Origin of the sequence: Pedobacter cryotolerans (genome assembly GCF_005116475.1) — a bacterium.
Classification (GTDB): Bacteria; Bacteroidota; Bacteroidia; order Sphingobacteriales; family Sphingobacteriaceae; genus Pedobacter; species Pedobacter cryotolerans.
On record NZ_SWBO01000001.1, the window covers coordinates 572,555 to 592,324 of the forward strand.

The following is a 19,770-nucleotide window of genomic DNA, read 5'->3' on the forward strand; positions in this document are numbered from 1 at the left end:
TATACCCTGCTGTTTTGTCATACCTATTGTTCAGCACGATTTACAATTTCCATCGTTGCATCATCAGAACCCGAAACAAAAGCTGACGAACTAGAAAATGGTGTTCCAGCTAGGTTTAAGCTTGATTTTAAAGTAGGTGTATACAAAGGATTATTTACAAATGCTTCATCCACTACAATCGAACACGCTTGTTCTGGTGTATCATCACAGGTAATTGGATCGGTAGTGTAAATCCAGTTGCTTTCATTTTCTACATTTGCCTTGCTATGGTCTGGCCCATTGTAGCGAAAAGTGTATTGCACCCTTTTGCCTTTGGCTTCACCTTTAAAAGCACTCATGCTAAAAACTACGCCGAACGCTACCAATAGCGCTGCAAGGCCTACAAATAATTTATTTCTTTTCATTGTAAATGACTGCTTTGTTGCATTTGAAAAAACAGCCGAAAAAGTTGGTTTAAATTTTAATTATCTACGCCACTTTGGTAGGCATCATACCTGTGTTTTTCAACTCCCAAGTTTTAAACACGATTTAGGTTCAGCTCATCCCAGCCCAACGGCACATCGCATGATGCTTAATTTGCACCACTAATTGAGCAGTACAAACCACGCAATGGCCATCGGATGGGTGGGATACACTAGCAGCGTATCACTATTCAAAACTAGGCCCATCGAGGGTGTGATGGCGCTTAGGCAACCGTGTGAAAATAACTTGGCTAGCAAAGGCTCTTGCTAAGGTATTTTGTTATTGATATGCAAAAAATGGGTGTAGTTCAACTGGAGATAATTGGCAATATCTTTCTTTTTGAGAAATGGGAGTAGTGCTTTAAAGTTCTGTCTAAATAATTCGATCCTTTGTGCAGTTGATGAGTTTTCTAGAACGAACAGTCTAAATGCGATTGCTGCATCATAGTTTGCACAGAGCGAATCGTAAATCTTTTTTAACTCTTTAAACTCCTGATAAAGTGATTGTAAATCTTCGAAATCCCAAAAATAGATGGTGCATGGCATACAGGCCTTGAGGTAAAGGCTTTGGTTATATTTGCGGGTTACCAAGCATTGGTTGGCTGATATGAAATTGATGATGGAAGGACTTTTACGGTATTGTGCATCATATTCTTTTAGCGCTCCATTAGCCAAATAAGCAATGGAACCTTCTTTTCTGATAAAGCTTTGGTGAATTTTTAAGATTTGTTCTTGCTTCAATTGATTAATCTTTTGCCAAGCAAGCGGCTGAAGTGCTCCATAGGTTTGCAAAGTTAATTGCAGGGTAGAGATTGTGCTGTGTGGGTTCATAGCCATGGGCGATAGAGATGAAAAAATATTCAGGTTGCCCAAGCACTAAGCAACCTGAATTTGTTTACCTGTTTCGGATCAAACAGATAGATTAATAGGTGATTTCAATTACAAATTCTCCCGTTGGGGTAAATTGGCCATTGGGTAAAATCCTAGCGGCTAACTTAGGCTTGGGGTTTGCGACCTTGCTATCAACTGGTTCTGGTTCTGGCTCTCCCTCTTTGAGGAGTATGATTGGCAAGCGATTGGCCAAGGCAAACTCCCCATTGGCTGCCATAAAACGTTGTACCTGTGGATTGATGTTGTCGAAATAAATGATTTGCCTTTCGGTTAAGATGAAGGTGTTTTTAAACCATGAGTTTAAATCACTGCCTAACTCGCGTGCAACTGCATAAAGCGCTTCATCGTTCATTGCGTAAAAATGTTTACACATTTCTGCTACCCCTGTTGGGGTAAATGGAAACTTGTTCATAAGCATTATTTAAGGTTGTAAAATTGGTTAATTGCCAGCTAAACTATTCAGCCTAAACTACCCTTACAATACCCATTGCGCCATTTTTTAAATTTTAGTTTGCAATTGATCACATTTTCTAGATATACGCTTCAAAATTTAAGAAGCGATACAAAATGTATGACTTTCACTATCAGTATCCTGTGAAATATCTATCCAATTGTTTTGTATTTTTTATTGGTTTTTATTAAACTTGGTTTATTCCCTATTTATTGATTGTAATTTAAAAGATGAAACTCAAACGCATCATAGGGAATTTTATGGTCAGTCCTTTTCATTCAAAAGGGCAGGCTGCGCTTGTACTGTTTGTTTTTTCCTATGTATTGATTGCCATCAATTCAAAATGGGGCTTTTGGGGCGTCGTTTTAGCACCTGATTTTTTTCCTGCCTTTTTATTTACACTTTTCATGGCAACCAGCTTCGCAATTTATGCCCATGAGTTAAATGCCAAACTGGTACTGAAGTATGGGTCAACAGCCCGAATGAAATTGATTTTTTACCAATTTTGTTGGGGTGTAATGTTGCCTATTGGTTTAGAGTTGGTATCGGTCGAATTTTATTTTTATTTGAAGGATGAAAGCATTTTAACTAACAACTTTTTCAGCATAGATTTTATCTTGGTGGTTACTTTTATTTTATTGGTAAACGCGGTTTATAGTTTTGCGAACAAAAACCGTAAGGAAAGATTGCAAATCAGGGAGCGGTATAAGCATAAAGTAATTCCAGCCTTAAAAGACCTTTCTAACTTACGTTCACTGCACCGCTTGGCACTGATAAAAAACGCTCCGGTTTCTTTAAACGAAATTAATTTAAAAGACTTAGCTCTTGGCTCTGGCCAAATTGCCTGTATCTATAAGCTCAATGAGCTGATCACAATTCATTACTTTAACAATTCATTTGAACACACCACAACACCAATTACCAAACTTATGGAAGGCCTTGATCCTAATGAATACACCAAGATTAATCCTTATTGTATATACCATCGTTTGCTGATATTTTCTTTTAAGGAAATTGCTCCATCGAGAAGATTATACCTCACCCTACGACACCCGTTCAATCACTTTACGCACGACTACCAGCGTATCGTTAGCCAAGGTGTTGCTGTTTACTTCAAAAAATGGATGAAGGGATAGCATGGTTTGTCGCAAAAGTACGCCGATATACCTCTCCATACCTTGATTTACCTTAAACCTTTAGCTACATTTGTTTACTGTTGCCCTCAGCACAAGCACTAAATGTAGGTTATCAAACAACGCTTGCCTATGATTAGGCTGAGTTAACAAACATCTTTTGGCTACCACTCGGATCTACACGCCAGCAATTTAATTTGTTTACCCTAATCTTCATTGTTATGAACAGGTTATGCATCTACCCAAAAGACGTGAGCATCATTACAGGCAAAGGTCTTCGTTGGTCACAAAGGTTACTTAGAAACATCAAATTCGCACTCAATAAAAGCGAGCACCAATATGTCACCATCAGCGAGTTTGCAGATTACATGGGCATAGAACTGCATTTGATTGTTGCAGTTTGTAAGTAAACACAATCATCCCTATTTTACAACTTCTTATTTAACCTTCCTAATGTAAGCCCTTCATGCTTTAATACACCCTCCATATCCCATCTTAGCCCATGGGGTCTCGGCATAGTCCGCTTAAAACACAGTTTTACCGTGGTATCAAGCAAGTATCAAGCAATGATCACCCAATAGCAAAGCAAGGGACATGGGCTAAAGCCTAACTCTGCATTAAATAATCCCTGTGATGCTGAAGGAAATTTGAGGTGTCGATTTGCACACATTAAGGTGTATAGGCGTATTTAAACGTCTGGATTGTCAAAGTACGACTAGCATTTTTTAGCTAAGCAGCATTTTTGGTCTTCATTTAAAACATAAATTATTATGGCAAAACAAGACAGCTTTATCAAGCTAAATGGAAAAGTCGGGGACTTGTCCTTTTTCAAATCAAAAGATGGTTACCAAGTGAGAACCAAAGGTGGTGTGAGTGCAGACCGTATCAAGAATGATCCCGGTTATCAGCGCACCAGAGAAAACAATGCTGAGTTTACGGAGGTGAGCGGTGCTTCAAAAAAAATCAGGGATGTACTGCGTAGCATGATTTTGCTTACCCACGATCCAAAAATGGCAACACGTTTATCAAGCAGGGTATTTAAGATGATCAAGGCCGATACGGTTTCCCTACGTGGAGAAAGAAAGGTATTGATTACAAGCTTTGAGTTGTTGAAAGATTTCAACTTTAACGAAGCAGCACCATTGAACAACACCTTATTTGTAGCAAGCCAGGTTAATATTGATCGTATATCGGGTTTGGTGGAATTGAATGTGCCAGAGATTACGCCTGACATACACTTGGCCAAGCCAAAGGGAGCCACACACTTTCGCTTAACCGCTGGGGCGGCACTGATCAATATGGATGAAAGTGTAGAAGAAAGTGTACTGTTGATGGCTTCTTCACCTTATCAAACCTTAAACAGTGCATTGCCTGCCCAAGTGTTGAGCAATACCCTGCCTGCAAATGCGCAGGGTGCGATCATGTTGGTATTTGGTATCAGCTTTTATCAGGAGGTGAATGCCGTGTACTACAGCTTAAATAATGGAGCATTCAATGCGCTGGGAACAGTAGCGGTAAATACGCCTTAATTCAAAATTTGTTCACAGATTGCCAGTTAAGCCCATAAGAAAAATGCCATCACATGATGAAATGACATTAATGGTTCTTCAGTGCTGAAGCTGGCATTCTTAAATTCTAACAACATGAAAACTTTAAAATTGATAATTCCGAGTGGGATTTTGAATAAACAGACCATCGCCTTTGCCTTAGGTGCTATAATCCTGTTGCTGCTTTGGCAAATTCTACCACAACTCCTCCATCATATTGCCCCTCAAACAGGTTTATTAGATGCTGGAATTTGGCAGTTGCTGTTATTTACTATGATATCCTTTTTGTTGCTATTAAGTAGTTGTATCTGGCTCTTTAATGGGTTGATTAACTTATGGCAACTTACCCCAATTCACACGATGGTTTTACAAGTTAAAAACTTACAATTATGGCAACAGTTCGTATTGTACTGGGCATCATTTGCCTTGCTTTTTTTGGGCAGTTTATTGAGCCTAACAGCGATTTTTTAAGGAGGGAGGGAAGGAAGGTTGAGGGGGTGAAGGCTGAGGGTTTAGGGTTTAGCGCTCAGCGGATAGCGCACAGGGGCGCGAAGCTATATTCAAGTGATTCTGGAAATCGCAGGCTGTCTACTGTTAACCGAGAACTGATCTTACGCATTGCCGGATCCCAAATGGGTGTAAGAGAGGCTACAGGTAAAAATGATGGTACTGCTGTAGAAGCTTACCTCGGCTACACTGGCCATAAAAAAGGCGAACCTTGGTGTGCAAGTTTTGTGAGTTGGGTTTATGGTAAGGCTGGCTATGTACAACCCAGGACCGCTTGGAGCCCTGCTTTATTTCCTTTAGCCAGGCAAGCCATTCATCCCTTACCCGCTGATGTATTTGGCATTTATTTTCCTAAGCTCAAACGAATTGCCCATTGTGGTTTGGTAGAAAAACAACAGGGCAACTGGATTACCACCATTGAAGGGAATACCAATATAGCTGGAAACAGAGAGGGCGATGGTGTATATCGAAGGTTAAGGCATCGGCGTCACATCAAATCATACGCAAATTGGATTGAGCCAGAAAGAAAGGAGGTGATGCCATGAAAATGATAATGTGCTTTTTGCTATTTTTTTGTTTGGCATGTGGCAGTTTAAATAAAAATAGGCAAAAATTTCAATCGACAACCACATCAAAGTCTGAAAACCAACTTGTAGCGCAAGAGCGGCAGTTTCAATGGACTGAGGCCAACGATAGTATTGCTCAGGAATATGAGATTAACGTTATGCCGAAAGGGAATTTTAAGTTTGATATCGCCTCTGGTTTTGAAGGAGAAGCTGATTGGCTAATGGTAAAAGCCCGTCAGAACAAAAATCAAAGTGTAAAAAAAGCAAACTATAGCACTGCCGAAATACAAGTGAAATCAAATACTTTTAAGCATCAAAAGAAAGTGAACAAGACTTTAGCCGTTAATCGAGCTTCAACTAAATTTATTCCTTTGCTTCTCATTCTATTTGTACTAGTAGTGATATGGTGGTTCGCTAGAAAGCAACTTTATTTGTAAATCATTTAGCTAAGAGCTGTTGCAACAAAAAGATTGCAACAGTTTTTTTGTTTTAGGTATTTCTAAGACCTCGCTACCGCATTAAGATCCCCACCTGCGTGGGGATGACGCGGAATAAAAAGAGAATCCATCATGCTCAGCTTCCAAATCGAGTCGTCCTTGCCAGCTTCCCGAAGTAATTCGGAACACGCGACTGGCAATCCTAATACCTTAGTAGGTAAGTTGAACCTAAGTCTAGCTACCGCATTCGGATCCCGATTATAACGGCATGACGCGAAGGAAGAAGAGTCCGTCATGCACAACTCCCAAGTCGATTCCGTCATGCTCAGCTCGACTGGGCATCGTAATGCACTAAGAGGATAGAGGGAATAAAGGGCTAGCTACCGCATTAAGATCCCCACCTGCGTGAGGATGACGCGGATTATAGGTTTGACTGTTAATTGTAATTTTAATATCACAAAGGCAAAACAATTTGCTTACATTTGTAAACTTAAGAAAAACGTGTTTTTAAATGAAAGTCGCCTTAATTACTGGAGTTACTGGACAAGATGGAGCTTATTTATCAGAGTTTTTGCTCAAAAAAGGTTATTTTGTCCATGGCATCAAAAGACGAAGTTCGCTATTCAACACAGATCGCATCGATCATTTGTACCAAGACCAGCACGAAAATAATGTAAAGTTCAAATTGCATTATGGCGATTTAACCGATTCTACCAATCTGATCCGCATTATCCAAGAAACCCAACCCGACGAAATTTACAATTTGGCCGCAATGAGCCATGTGCAAGTAAGTTTCGAAATGCCAGAATACACGGCAAACGCAGATGGGATTGGAACTTTAAGGATCTTAGAAGCGGTAAGGATTTTAGGTTTAAGTAAAAAAACTAAAGTATATCAAGCATCTACTTCTGAGTTGTATGGATTAGTGCAAGCTGTTCCTCAGAGTGAGACTACCCCATTTTATCCCCGCTCGCCTTATGCAGTGGCTAAAATGTATGCCTATTGGATTACGGTAAACTACCGCGAAGCTTATGGAATGTTTGCTTGTAATGGAATTTTATTTAATCATGAAAGTCCGCTTAGAGGCGAAACTTTTGTAACCCGTAAAATTACCAGAGCTGCTTGTAAAATCGCTTTAGGTTTACAAAATTGCTTGTATTTGGGTAACCTTTCTGCCCAGAGAGATTGGGGCCATGCCAAAGATTACATCGAGGCGATGTGGTTGATTTTACAACAAGAAAAACCAGAAGATTTTGTAATCGCAACAGGTGTAACCACTACTGTTCGTGAATTTGTAAAAATGAGCTTTGCCGAAATTGGCATAGATATTGAGTTTAGCGGCAAGGATGAAAATGAAAAAGGGGTGATCGTAGGGTTAGATGTGGAATTATTAAGTAGTTTGAGTTTAAACGCTGATAATTTATACCTAGGTACTACCGTTGTTAAAGTTGATCCGAAATACTTTAGACCAACTGAAGTTGATTTGTTATTGGGCGATCCACATAAATCAAATACACAATTAGGCTGGCAACCAAAATATGATTTACCAGCTTTGGTTAAAGATATGATGTTGGCCGATTTACAATTGATGAAAAAAGACGAACATTTAAAAAACGGAGGTTTTACCACGCTAAATTATTTTGAATAAACCCTAAAAAATTTAATTATTAAAATGTTTAATCTACCTTTATAGCACGCTTAAAAAATCATCCAAAAAAATGGAGACCGCCAATCTCCTATGGCTCAGTTGAAAAACGAAGTCAGTTTATATATAAATTTATGAAAAACCGTATATATTTAATTATCACCCTCCTCATCACCAGTTGCTTTTTTAATTTATCTACTTATGCCCAAACCAATTATGCGGATGTAAAAGTTGATCAATTGTCTGATGCGCAGATTTTGCAGATGATCAAACAAGCAGAATCAATTGGCTACAGCGAAGCACAATTAGAGCAGTTGGCAACAGCCAGAGGGATGAAAGCGGATGAGGTGCAGAAATTAAGAGCTAGGGTAACCAAATTAAGAAGTTCGGGCACTGCAACTACACAAGCTGATGCGGCTATTAATGCTGGTCGCGAGTACAATACCACTACGCAAGGCGGTTCATTAACCAATGAAAAAGAAACCACTGATGAAGAGATGGGGCCTAAAATATTTGGTTCAGAATTATTTAAAAATGGGAGCATCACTTTCGAACCTAATTTAAGGATCGCCACGCCAAGATCTTATGTAATTGGCCCAGATGATAAATTATTGATAGATTTAAGTGGCGATAATGAAGCCAATTATAATTTAACTGTGAGTACAGAAGGTGTGATTACTTTACCCTATGTAGGCAGAATAGCTGTGGGTGGTTTAACTATAGATCAAGCGACCTCAAAAATACGTAACAACATGCGAGGTACTTATCCAGCTTTAGGATCTGGAAGAACCAATTTGGCCATTAATTTGGGCAACATCAGAAGCATAAAAGTAACCATTACTGGGCAAGCGACTAAAACGGGAACATTTACCATATCATCTTTATCCTCTATTTACAATGCCTTAAATTATGCAGGCGGACCAAATTTAAATGGTAGTTTCAGAAATATCCAATTGATTAGAAATAATCGGGTAATTAGCACCATTGATGTATATAATTTCCTGTTAAAGGGTATTCAGCAAGGCGATATCCGCTTGCAAGATCAAGATGTGATCAATATCCCTACTTATCAAAAACGCGTAGAAATTACCGGCGAGGTAAAAGTACCAGCATTATTTGAAATGGTACAAGGAGAGAACTTAGAAACCTTGATCAACTTTGCCTCTGGTTTTACCAGCGATGCTTATACCGCAAAAATCAAAGCCTTCCAAAAAACAGCCAAAGAAAGAGAAATCACAGACATAGACGCAGCTGCTTTTAGCACCTTTATCCCCAGCAATGGAGATAAATTTGTAGTAGAACCAATTTTAGACCGCTTTGTAAACCGTGTAGAAATTTTAGGTGCAGTATTCAGGCCAGGTTTATATGGATTAGAAACGGGTTTAACCTTAAAAGGCTTAATTCAAAAAGCAGATGGGGTAACCGAGGATGCCTTTTTGAACAGAGGTTACATCAACCGCTTAAATGCAGACAATACGCCAAGCCTGATCACTTTTGATGTGGCTAAAATTTTAGCTGGAACTTCGGCAGATATTCCTTTACAGCGTGAAGATAAAATCACGATTAACTCGTTATTTGATTTGCGTGACGAATACAAAGTTAGTGTACAGGGGGCAGTGAGGTTACCAAGTACTTTCGATTATGCAGACAACCTGACCTTAGATGCGGCGATCCAATTGGCAGGAGGTTTTAAAGAAGGCGCCACGCCTAACCGCATTGAAATTTCGAGACGAGTTAAAAATTCTGATGTAAGCTCTACTAATGCTAAAACTGCAGAAGTGTTTGTGGTTAATATAGATCAAAATCTTAAATTGGCCGACAGTAGTTTTGTATTACAACCATTTGATATTGTAACTGTTCGTAATGCTGAAGGTTATGAAATACAAAGGCAAGTGAAATTAGAAGGAGAAGTTTTGTACCCGGGTTTATACACCATTACACAAAAAAATGAAAGGATCTCCGATTTGATTAAAAGAGCAGGTGGTTTAACCACTTCTGCCTATACAGATGGCGCATCCTTAAAAAGACCAGGAGCAAACAAGGTAAATCCTAATGATAAAAATGCCATTAACGATCAAGAAGAAGAAGACAAAAAATTCCTGAACTTAAAACGAGCACAAGAAGCTGGCGTAAAAGATACCTTAACCAGAGATGTGGAGTTGAAATTGATTGAAAGTGATTTGGTAGGGATTGATTTAACACGAATTTTAAAAGATCCACAATCTAAAGTTGATTTATTTGTAGAAGATGGAGATGTGATCAGGATCCCACGCCAATTGCAAACGGTTAAAGTAACAGGTGAAGTGCTCAATCCAAACAGCATTGTATTTTTACCAGGTAAAAGTTTAAGGCAGTATATCAATGGCTCGGGTGGTTTTACTGCGAACGCAAGAAAATCAGGTGTTTATGTAAAATATGCAAATGGAGCTTCAGCAGCTGTCGGAAAGTTCTTATTTATAAATAACAACCCGAAAATTAAACCTGGAACCGAAATATTGGTGCCTAAAAGAGCAGAACGAGAGAAAATCAGTCCACAAGCATGGATTGGAATTGGAACAGCATTGGCATCGTTAGGGGCGATTATAGTGAGTTTACTACGTTAAATAAATAAGATGTCATCCTGAGCTCGTCGAAGGAGAGAAGAGATGATTAATGATGCTATGTTAATTGACATTTCTAAATAATACATACTAATTTAAAACATGACAACAGAAAGTCAGCAAAATATAAACACCCAAGACGAGGAGATTTCATTAAAAGATCTCATCCTTAAAATAAGAGAATGGTGGAGATATCTTTTATCTAAATGGATGATCATTTTAATCTGCGCCATTGTTGGTGGCGTTTTAGGTTTTATATATGCCCATTCAAAAAAAGCTGTCTACATAGCTACCACAACTTTTGTTTTAGAAGAAGAACAAAGTGGAGGTGTAGGAAGCTTAGGCGGATTAGCCTCGATGGCAGGTCTAGATTTAGGTGGTGGTGGAGGTGGAATATTCCAAGGGGATAATATTTTTGATTTATATAAATCTAGAAAGATGATCGAAAAAACTCTATTTACGAAAGTAGAAAGTTCTTCAAGTCAATCTCTTATGGAAAAATATATAGAAATAAATAATTTTAGGAAAAGTTGGGCAAAGAATCCTGAACTGTTAAATATAGATTTCAAAATTTCAGAATCAAATTCTTCAAATAAAAGCATTGACCCAAAACGCTCAAGGTTACGTGACAGTATTATATCCAAAGCAGTTGAAGATATCAATAAAAATTATTTGACTGTTCAGAAGCCAGATAAAAAATTGAGTAAAGTACAAGTTGATGTTAAGTCTCGTGACGAAAAATTTTCGAAATGTTTTAATGATGCAATAGTAAAAAACGTAAATGATTTTTACCTGCAAACTAAAACCAAAAAATCAATGCAAAATGTACAAATTATGCAACATAAAGTAGATTCTGTTAGAACTGTAATGAATGGTGCAATATATTCGGCTGCTGCTGTTGCTGATGCAACACCGAATTTGAATCCTACAAGGCAAGTACAAAGGGTTGCTCCAGTCCAAAGAGCACAGTTTTCTGCTGAGACTAATAAAGCGATCCTTGGTACCTTAGTTCAAAATTTAGAAATGTCAAAACTGGCGTTGATGAAAGAAACTCCATTACTTGAGATTATTGATCAACCAGTTTACCCTTTGTCCTCAGAAAAGTTTACTAAAGTTAAAGGAATTCTCATCGGAAGTCTATTAATTGGATTTTTTGCTATTATCTTTCTTTTAATTAATAAAGTCTTTAAAAATATCATGGCCTAATGAATACTTTTACGCTAAAAGTTATTGCCATTAGAAAAGAAACCGCGGATACGATTACTTTGTGTTTCAAACAACCAGGATTACGCAAAATTAAATATCAGGCCGGGCAATATTTAACTTTAATTTTCCGAATAAATGGACGCCGATACATTAGGCCCTATTCATTTTCCTCCGCTCCTGCTACAGACTCATTGTTAGAAATCACCATTAAAAGAGTAGCAAATGGAATAGTTTCCAATCATATCCATGATGTGATTAAAATAGATGACAGCATTGAAGTGATGCAGCCCATGGGAGATTTTGTATGCGAAACCCCATCAACTCAAATTTTTTTATGGGGAGTGGGTAGTGGCATTACCCCGTTGATTTCTTTGGCCAAACAAATTATAGCAACCAATCCAACTTGTAAAGTTAATCTGATCTACGGCAATAGAAACCATATGGAGACTATCTTCTTTGATCAAATACAAGAATTGCAACTGAAGTATAAGAATCAGTTTGTAGTTAAACATTTTCATACCCGGATGCAGATCAATCATGACATACCAGATTTAATTGAAGGTAGGATTGATCAAGAAAAAGCAGCTCAAATTTTAGCGCAATTGAATTGTGAAAACGAATCTAAACATTTTATTTGTGGGCCTGCTGGTTTAAAAGAATCTGTAAAGGCAGCTTTAGCCTTAAATCAAGTCCCTGCTTTCAATATTTATGCAGAAGATTTTGAGTTGATGAAAGATCCAAAAGACTTCGAATCGATCCACACCCAAACCATCAAAATAAAATTTGAGCAAAGAGAATATGATTTGGAAGTAACCAAAGGAAAAAGTATTTTAGAGAGTGCTTTAGATGCTGGAATTGAATTACCATACTCTTGTCAAACAGGTAGTTGTAGTACCTGCAAAGGGAAATTAATACAGGGCAAGGCCCAAATGATTGGATTAATTAATGATAGGGATGATTTATTGACGGACGAATACCTAGTCTGCTGTACACATCCTTTATCAGAAGATGTATATATAGAAATCGATTAAATATGAAAGTAGTGATATTGGCAGGTGGATTAGGAACCCGTTTAATGGAAGAAACGGAAGCACGACCAAAACCGATGGTTGAAATTGGTGGAAAGCCAATTTTATGGCACATTATGAAAATTTATGAAGCTTATGGCTACAATGATTTTGTATTGTGTTTAGGCTACAAGGCACAGATGATTAAAGAATATTTTTTAAACTACTACCTCTATAATTCTGATGTTTCCATAGATGTAGGTAAAAATGCAGTGGATGTTCATTTTTCTAATTCTGAATCCTTTAAGGTTACACTAATTGATACTGGCTTAACCACCAATACCGCAGGAAGGATCAAAAAAATACAAAAGTATGTGGAGGGAGAAACTTTCATGTTGACTTATGGTGATGGGGTTGCCGACATTGATATAAAAGCATTGGTTGATTTCCACCACAGTCATGATAAAATGGCTACCTTAACCAGTATCCAAACCCCAGGCAGATTTGGCAACATTGAAATGGATGAGCAAGGTGGAGTGAAGCATTTTGTAGAAAAACCACAAGGTGATGGCATGTGGATCAATGGTGGTTTTTTTGTGTTGGATGCAGGTATTTTTGATTATCTGGCTGGTGATGTAGAAAATGTACAATGGGAGAATAAGCCGCTCAAAGAAATTGCCAATGATGGTCAATTGGCAGCGTTTAAGCATACAGGCTTTTGGAAACCGATGGATGCCTTAAGAGATCGCATAGAATTAGAAGCCTTATGGAGCAGTGGTGAAGCAAAATGGAAAATTTGGTAAGATGAGTTTTTTTAATATATATCGAGGAAAGAAAGTATTAGTTACTGGTCATACTGGTTTTAAAGGCTCTTGGCTAGCCATTTGGTTGAAAGAATTGGGTGCGGAGGTTTATGGTTATGCCTTGCCACCTACGTCTAACATGGACAACTTTGTAACCTGTGGGTTAAGCGAAATAATCAATCATCAAGAAGGCGATGTACGTGATCGTGTAAAGTTGAAAAATTATTTTCAAGAAGTGCAACCAGATTTTGCATTTCATTTGGCAGCACAACCTTTGGTGTTGTTATCTTATCAAGACCCTGTTGGTACCTTTGATACCAATTTAATGGGAACGGTAAACTTCTGGGAAGCCGTAAGGGCTACACCTTCAGTTAAAGCTGCGGTGAATGTAACTACTGATAAGTGTTACGACAATAGAGAATGGGTATGGGGCTACCGTGAAAATGATCCTATGGGAGGTAAAGATCCTTATAGTGCATCTAAAGGCTGTTCAGAGTTAATTACAGCTTCTTATCTTGAATCATTTTTTAAAAAAGAAGGTACTTGCAACATTGCCTCAGCAAGAGCGGGTAATGTGATCGGTGGGGGTGATTGGGCTTTAGATAGGATCATTCCAGATTATTTTAGAGCCTATCAGAAAAATGAAAAATTAGAAATCAGAAACCCGCATGCTACCAGACCCTGGCAGCATGTTTTAGAGCCTTTGAGTGGTTACCTGAACTTAGGTGCAGAATTATACTTAAAAGGAAAAGAGTTTAGCGGTGGATGGAATTTTGGCCCAGAAGACATGGCGAATTATTCTGTGAAGGAATTGATTGATGAAATATTAGTCTTGGATAGCAGGGGAGGTTATCATATTCCAGAAAACGCGGTAAAATTACATGAAGCTGTGCTCTTAAAGTTAGACATTTCAAAAGCTGTAAACTTTTTAAAATGGAAACCAGTATTGTCCTTTAATGAAACGGTTGAGTTTACATTAAAAGGTTATTTAAATGATTTGAAGTTAGAAAAAAATGTTTACCAAAGTAGGATAGCGCAAATCAACGAATATACAACTAAAGGACGCCAGAAAAAATTAAGTTGGGCTTTATGAGTAAAATTCTTTTAACTGGAGCGAGTGGATATCTTGGGAAAAATCTTATCCAAGGCTTTGTAGATGCAAATCATGAGTTGGTTCTTTTGGTAAGGAAAAGCTCCGATATGATTTTTTTACGAAATTATACGCAACCAATAAAAGTTTATTATATAGGTTCACAGACTTTTGATGAAATTTTTAGAGACAATAATATAGATATTGTCATACATACGGCTGCATCTTATGGTCGTAAAGATGAAACGCTAAAGCACGTAATAGATGCTAATTTAACATTCCCAATTGACTTATTAACTGCAGCAATAAAGAATGATGTTAAATATTTCATCAATACCGATACAGCTTTGCCGAAAACCTTAAATTGGTATGCTAGATCTAAAAAACAATTTTTAGAATGGTTAGAGGAAAGCTCATCCAAGATAAATGTGATAAATTTACAATTGGAATATTTTTTTGGTCCAAACGATGATGAATCTAAGTTCATCACCTTCGTTTTAAAAGAACTTCAATCAGGTAAAACGGAGATTGATTTTACAGAGGCTACCTCTTTAAGAGATTTTATATTTATTGATGATGTGGTAAAGGCATACTTATTGATTGTTAGGAAAATTAACAACTTTAGCGGTCTTCAAACAATTCAAATTGGATCTGGTAATGCCATTCAATTAAGAAAGATTATAATTAAAATTAGAGAATTGGTAAATCGAAAAGATGTTAATTTAAATTTTGGCGCCATACCAATGAGACCAAACGAAATAGAAAAATCTTGTGCTGATATAACTTATTTAAAAAACTTAGGGTGGAGCCCAGAATATTCTTTTGAAGAAGGTATTTTGAAAACCATACAAAAATAAAATACGATGATAAAGATAAATAATAAAGAAGTTGCATTAAAAACTTTTAAAAGGGCAATTCCAGGCCAAGATTACATACCTGTAACTGGTAAAATTATAGAAGAAGATGACTTATTGCTTTGCATGGAGTCTGTTGCTGATGGTTGGTTAACCGCAGGTAGATTTGCCAATGAGTTTGAATCTGAATTTGCAAAATATTTTGGAGCAGCTAAGTGCCTTTTAGTTAACTCTGGCTCCTCAGCTAATTTAGTGGCATTTTATACATTAACATCACCAAAATTAGGAGATAGAGCAATTAAACCAGGAGATGAAGTGATTACGGTAGCTGCCGGTTTCCCTACCACAGTTAATCCGATTGTACAGGCAGGAGCTATCCCTGTATTTATTGATGTAGACATTGCAACACATAATGTGAAGCCAGAAATGATTGAAGCAGCAGTTTCGTCAAAAACGAAAGCCATCATGATTGCACACTCTTTAGGCAATCCTTTCGATTTAGATGAAGTAATGCGTGTAGCTAAAAAATATAATTTGTGGGTAATTGAAGACGATTGCGATTCATTAGGCGCTACTTATAAAGGTAAAAAAACAGGCACTTTTGGCGACATCTCTACCTTTTCATTTTATCCAGCACATCATATCACCATGGGTGAAGGTGGAGCGGTAATTATCAACAATCCAGAATTAGCTAAACTAGCAGAAAGTTTCAGAGATTGGGGTAGAGATTGTTATTGCGAGCCGGGTAAAGACAATACCTGCGGTTGTCGCTTTGGCCAACAATTGGGTTCTTTACCATATGGCTATGACCATAAATATACCTATTCACATGTGGGCTTTAACTTAAAGGTTACAGATATGCAAGCAGCTTTAGGGGTGTCGCAAATGAAAAAAATTGACCGTTTCATCGCCAAACGAAGAGAGAATTTTGCTTTATTGTACAACCGTATGAAAGAGTTTGAGGATATCTTTATTCTCCCAGAAGCAACTCCCAATACAGATCCTTCATGGTTCGGCTTTTTAATGACGTTAAGAGAGGGTGACTCAAATGATCGACATATGCTAGTTCAGCATTTAGAGGAGAAAAAAATTGGCACACGTTTATTGTTTGCTGGTAATTTATTAAGACAGCCAGCTTATACAGATGTAGCACATCGTGTTGTTTGCGATTTAACCAATACCGATATTATTATGAACCAATCTTTTTGGTTGGGTGTTTGGCCAGGTTTGGATGAAGAACACTATGATTATATTGCAAAAGTTATTAGAGACTATATAAATTCATAAGATGAGATATTTAATTACAGGTGGATGTGGATTTTTAGGATCCAATTTAGCTGCAGAAATTTTAAAAAAGGGTGATGAGTTATTTGTATTTGATAATCTCTACAGAACAGGAACGGAGCAGAATTTGGAATGGCTTAAATCTCTAGGGAAATTCAAGTTTTTTCATTCCGATATCAGGTCTTACAACGATGTTGAATATGCTGTAAAAGAATCTAAGCCGGATGTAGTATTTCACCTTGCCGGCCAAGTGGCTATGACAACCTCTGTTGAGAACCCTAGGTTTGATTTTGAGGTAAATGTACTAGGAGGTCACAACATATTGGAAGCAGTAAGAAGATATGCGCCAAACGCTATTCTAACCTACTCATCAACCAATAAAGTTTATGGCGACTTGGAATGGATGGAGTACGAAGAAACGGATACACGTTTTAAAGCTGTGGGCTATGATAAGGGTTTTGACGAATTGGTTCCGCTAAACTTTCAATCTCCTTATGGATGTTCTAAGGGAACAACTGATCAATATATGCTTGATTATGCAAAAATGTTTGATCTTAATACCATCGTTTTTAGACATTCTTCAATATTTGGAGGAAGACAGTTCGCAACAGCCGATCAAGGCTGGATTGGATGGTTTGTAAAACAGGCAATTGATATCAAATCGGGCGTAAGCACAGGCAATTTTACCATTTCAGGTACAGGCAAGCAAGTTAGAGATGTTCTTTTTGCAAATGATTTGATCGACTGTTATTTCTCGGCTGTAGACAATATAAATGCTACTAAAGGTAAAGCATTTAATATAGGGGGAGGTATGGATAATAGTTTGTCGTTATTAGAACTTTTTCAGTTTTTAGAAAATCACTTAAATATTTCGATGAATTTTGACAGACTTCCTGTTAGGCAAAGTGATCAAAAAGTTTATGTTGCTGATATTGCCAAGGCAAACGAAGTATTTAATTGGACGCCAAAAATTAATTCTGAAGATGGCCTGAAAAAAATGATCAATTGGGTACAAACAATAAAATAAATGTATAGTTTGCCTAACATTGATAGTAAGCAAAGAAACAATAATATTAAAATTCAAATTTACTTAACATTATTGCTAAGAGGAATCTCTATTATTTTAAGTTTCTATGTCATCAGAATAACATTAGGATATTTAGGTAAAGATTTGTATGGTATATGGATTGTTTTATTATCAATAATATCTTGGATATCATTGTGTGATATAGGTGTGGGTAATGGGCTTAGAAATAAACTTACAATAGCCTTAGCAAAAAATGATACCAATTTAGCTAGAAGTTATGTTTCTACTGCCTACATAATTTTGGCTTTTATTGCAATTGTTATTTTTGGCACATTTATCATAGCATCATATTTTGTTAGCTGGCAAGATATATTTAATAGTAGGTTACTGACCCGTGAAGATTATCATTTTATGATGATTATATTTATTGGTGGTATTGTTGTTTCTTTTGTACTTTCTTTAATCAATTCAATACTTAATGCTTATCAAAAAAGTTCGCTTACCAACATTGGCACAATAATTACCAATGCTTTGTTTGTGATTCTCTTAGTAATTTTTAAATCTTATTTTTTAAGTGGTCTCATTAAAATAATATCCCTTTATAGCATTTGCTTAATTGTAAGCAATATCATTGTCTCTTTAATTTTTTTTTATCAAAATCAGCATGTAACGCCGCATTATCGTTTTTATTCAAAAGAAAAAATTAAGGAGATACTAAATTTAGGGGGTAGCTTTTTTGTAATTCAAATTGCAGTGTTATTGATATTTACAGTAGACAATTTTATCATTTTACAGTTATTAGGTACTCAGAGTGTTTCTTTGTATAACGTTGTATTTAAGCTATTTTCTATTTTTACACTTGGTTTCGGCATCATCATATCCCCACTTTGGTCAGCATTTACAGAGGCAAAAGAAAAAAACGATTACATATGGATGAAAGGGATAATTAAAAAACTAAATAAATTAATGATTCTGATTGCGATAGGCTTGTTCGTTATGTTGTTTATTTATCAACCCATTTTAGATTTTTGGCTTCCAAAAGATACACGTATCTCACCAAGTTTTGGCTTAATCTTGTCATTTTCATTATTCATTTTGCTATCTATCTGGAATAACATCTACTCTTTCTTCTTAAACGGTGTGAGTGTAGTTAAAATGCAGGTTAGAACTTCAATCATCGGCGCACTAATAAATGTACCATTAGCAATTCTGTTTGTTAAATATTTTGATTTTGGATTACCTGGAGTAGTTTTGTCTATGTGTATTAGTCTCTCCATATTTTCAGTATTTGGTCCGATAGAAACGTATAACTTCTTTAAAAAACACAATAATGAATAAAGATGTATTAGTGTCGATAGTAATACCTGTTTATAATAGAGAAAATATTATAACTGAAACTATAAACTGTGCAATTAATCAAACGTATAAGAATATAGAAATCATCGTCTCAGATAATTGTAGTACTGACAATACTTTAGCTATCATTAAAGACTTAGCGCTAGCAGATAATAGAATTAAAATCCTTCAAAATAGCGAAAATTTAGGTCCAGTACTAAATTGGAAAAATTGTATTGATCATGTTTCAGGTGATTTTGTAAAAATTCTCTGGTCTGATGATTTGATTACTGAAAATTTCATTGAGGAAACATTAAAACTTTTTACTGATGATTGTGCTTTTGTGATGTCGGCAATAAAGCATTTTAATGGAAACATTGAAAACGTTATTTTTGAATCAAATTACCAACAAAGAACAGTATATGATAAAGATGAATATCTAAAAAATATTCTAATATACAACAAGGTAGTATTTCCCGTATCTCCAGGTTGTGCATTGTTTAGAACAAAAGATATTAAGTCTTCATTTTTAGAAGAGGTGCCAAATCCAGAAAGTTTAGTATTTAAAAGGTATGGAGCCGGAAATGACTTACTTCTATTTATTATTACTGCAAACAAATATAAATATATTAAGGTTGTCCCTCAATTTTTATCATATTTTAGATCACATAGTGAATCATTAACCTTATCAAATTCTTTAGATATTTATTACGAATATGCTAAATGGTATTTTATAAATAATGAATATCGTAAATTAATACCAGATTTTGGAGCAAAAATATATTTTAGAAACCTAAGAGATAGTATGACGTATAAAATTATGGTGAAGTACATTAATGTAAAAGTGAATTTATTTACTAAAATAAAATATTACTTACTAAAAAAGGTTCAGATTTAAATTATACAACTTTGAAATTTTGTGTTAA

Annotated in this window: 20 protein-coding genes; 17 read left to right on the top strand and 3 right to left on the bottom strand. The window is 36.4% G+C overall.

Going from position 1 to position 19,770, the window contains the following annotated elements:
• Positions 1 to 23: 23 nt before the first annotated feature.
• The 3 genes from FA045_RS02595 to FA045_RS02605 all read right to left on the bottom strand — a co-directional run bounded on the left by FA045_RS02595 (position 24) and on the right by FA045_RS02605 (position 1,764).
• Positions 24 to 404, bottom strand: a complete 381-nt coding sequence (locus FA045_RS02595) for a DUF6520 family protein (protein WP_136874133.1) — start codon at positions 402 to 404, stop codon at positions 24 to 26.
• Between the two features lie 324 nt (positions 405 to 728).
• Complete coding sequence (locus FA045_RS02600) at positions 729 to 1,292, bottom strand: cyclic nucleotide-binding domain-containing protein (protein ID WP_136874135.1); 564 nt, start codon at positions 1,290 to 1,292, stop codon at positions 729 to 731.
• A 91-nt stretch (positions 1,293 to 1,383) separates the two neighbouring features.
• Positions 1,384 to 1,764, bottom strand: coding sequence for a hypothetical protein (locus FA045_RS02605; protein ID WP_136874137.1), 381 nt, complete (start codon positions 1,762 to 1,764; stop codon positions 1,384 to 1,386).
• 269 nt (positions 1,765 to 2,033) lie between these two features.
• On the opposite strand from FA045_RS02605, the gene FA045_RS02610 reads away from it, so the two are divergent.
• The 17 genes from FA045_RS02610 (at position 2,034) to FA045_RS02690 (ending at position 19,742) form a co-directional block, all read left to right on the top strand.
• A complete protein-coding gene (locus tag FA045_RS02610; protein WP_136874139.1) occupies positions 2,034 to 2,939 on the top strand; it encodes a hypothetical protein in 906 nt (301 codons plus the stop codon).
• Positions 2,940 to 3,157: 218 nt separating this feature from the next.
• Complete coding sequence (locus FA045_RS02615; RefSeq protein ID WP_225871245.1) at positions 3,158 to 3,346, top strand: hypothetical protein; 189 nt, start codon at positions 3,158 to 3,160, stop codon at positions 3,344 to 3,346.
• Positions 3,347 to 3,706: 360 nt separating this feature from the next.
• Complete coding sequence (locus FA045_RS02620) at positions 3,707 to 4,465, top strand: hypothetical protein (protein ID WP_136874141.1); 759 nt, start codon at positions 3,707 to 3,709, stop codon at positions 4,463 to 4,465.
• Between the two features lie 114 nt (positions 4,466 to 4,579).
• On the top strand, positions 4,580 to 4,954 hold the full coding sequence (locus tag FA045_RS02625) for a hypothetical protein (protein WP_136874143.1): 375 nt from the start codon (positions 4,580 to 4,582) through the stop codon (positions 4,952 to 4,954).
• 161 nt (positions 4,955 to 5,115) lie between these two features.
• The gene (locus tag FA045_RS02630; RefSeq protein ID WP_136874145.1) at positions 5,116 to 5,535 is read left to right on the top strand and encodes a C40 family peptidase; all 420 of its coding nucleotides are present in this window, start codon (positions 5,116 to 5,118) and stop codon (positions 5,533 to 5,535) included.
• Positions 5,536 to 5,552: 17 nt separating this feature from the next.
• Positions 5,553 to 5,993 carry a hypothetical protein gene (locus FA045_RS02635; RefSeq protein ID WP_205943082.1) on the top strand — a complete coding sequence of 147 codons (441 nt, stop codon included), beginning with the start codon at positions 5,553 to 5,555 and terminating at the stop codon, positions 5,991 to 5,993.
• A gap of 511 nt (positions 5,994 to 6,504) precedes the next feature.
• Entirely contained in the window at positions 6,505 to 7,641 is a 1,137-nt protein-coding gene (gene gmd, locus FA045_RS02640) for a GDP-mannose 4,6-dehydratase (RefSeq protein WP_136874149.1), read from the top strand.
• 131 nt (positions 7,642 to 7,772) lie between these two features.
• Positions 7,773 to 10,241: an SLBB domain-containing protein gene (locus FA045_RS02645; RefSeq protein WP_136874151.1), complete on the top strand. Its 2,469-nt coding sequence runs from the start codon at positions 7,773 to 7,775 to the stop codon at positions 10,239 to 10,241.
• A gap of 99 nt (positions 10,242 to 10,340) precedes the next feature.
• A complete protein-coding gene (locus FA045_RS02650; RefSeq protein ID WP_136874153.1) occupies positions 10,341 to 11,444 on the top strand; it encodes a GumC domain-containing protein in 1,104 nt (367 codons plus the stop codon).
• The gene (locus tag FA045_RS02655) at positions 11,444 to 12,475 is read left to right on the top strand and encodes a ferredoxin--NADP reductase (protein WP_136874155.1); all 1,032 of its coding nucleotides are present in this window, start codon (positions 11,444 to 11,446) and stop codon (positions 12,473 to 12,475) included. Before FA045_RS02650 ends, FA045_RS02655 begins: the two co-directional genes overlap by 1 nt.
• Before the next feature lie 2 nt (positions 12,476 to 12,477).
• On the top strand, positions 12,478 to 13,254 hold the full coding sequence (gene rfbF, locus FA045_RS02660) for a glucose-1-phosphate cytidylyltransferase (protein ID WP_136874157.1): 777 nt from the start codon (positions 12,478 to 12,480) through the stop codon (positions 13,252 to 13,254).
• A 1-nt stretch (position 13,255) separates the two neighbouring features.
• Positions 13,256 to 14,347 carry a CDP-glucose 4,6-dehydratase gene (gene rfbG / locus FA045_RS02665; protein WP_136874159.1) on the top strand — a complete coding sequence of 364 codons (1,092 nt, stop codon included), beginning with the start codon at positions 13,256 to 13,258 and terminating at the stop codon, positions 14,345 to 14,347.
• Positions 14,344 to 15,201 carry an NAD-dependent epimerase/dehydratase family protein gene (locus tag FA045_RS02670; RefSeq protein WP_136874161.1) on the top strand — a complete coding sequence of 286 codons (858 nt, stop codon included), beginning with the start codon at positions 14,344 to 14,346 and terminating at the stop codon, positions 15,199 to 15,201. The genes rfbG and FA045_RS02670 overlap by 4 nt, the downstream gene beginning before the upstream one ends.
• Before the next feature lie 6 nt (positions 15,202 to 15,207).
• Positions 15,208 to 16,485: a lipopolysaccharide biosynthesis protein RfbH gene (rfbH, locus tag FA045_RS02675; protein WP_136874163.1), complete on the top strand. Its 1,278-nt coding sequence runs from the start codon at positions 15,208 to 15,210 to the stop codon at positions 16,483 to 16,485.
• Between the two features lies 1 nt (position 16,486).
• Positions 16,487 to 17,509, top strand: coding sequence for a GDP-mannose 4,6-dehydratase (locus FA045_RS02680; RefSeq protein ID WP_136874165.1), 1,023 nt, complete (start codon positions 16,487 to 16,489; stop codon positions 17,507 to 17,509).
• Entirely contained in the window at positions 17,510 to 18,847 is a 1,338-nt protein-coding gene (locus tag FA045_RS02685) for an oligosaccharide flippase family protein (protein WP_136874167.1), read from the top strand. It begins immediately after the preceding gene.
• Entirely contained in the window at positions 18,840 to 19,742 is a 903-nt protein-coding gene (locus FA045_RS02690; protein WP_136874169.1) for a glycosyltransferase family 2 protein, read from the top strand. The genes FA045_RS02685 and FA045_RS02690 overlap by 8 nt, the downstream gene beginning before the upstream one ends.
• Positions 19,743 to 19,770 lie beyond the last annotated feature (28 nt).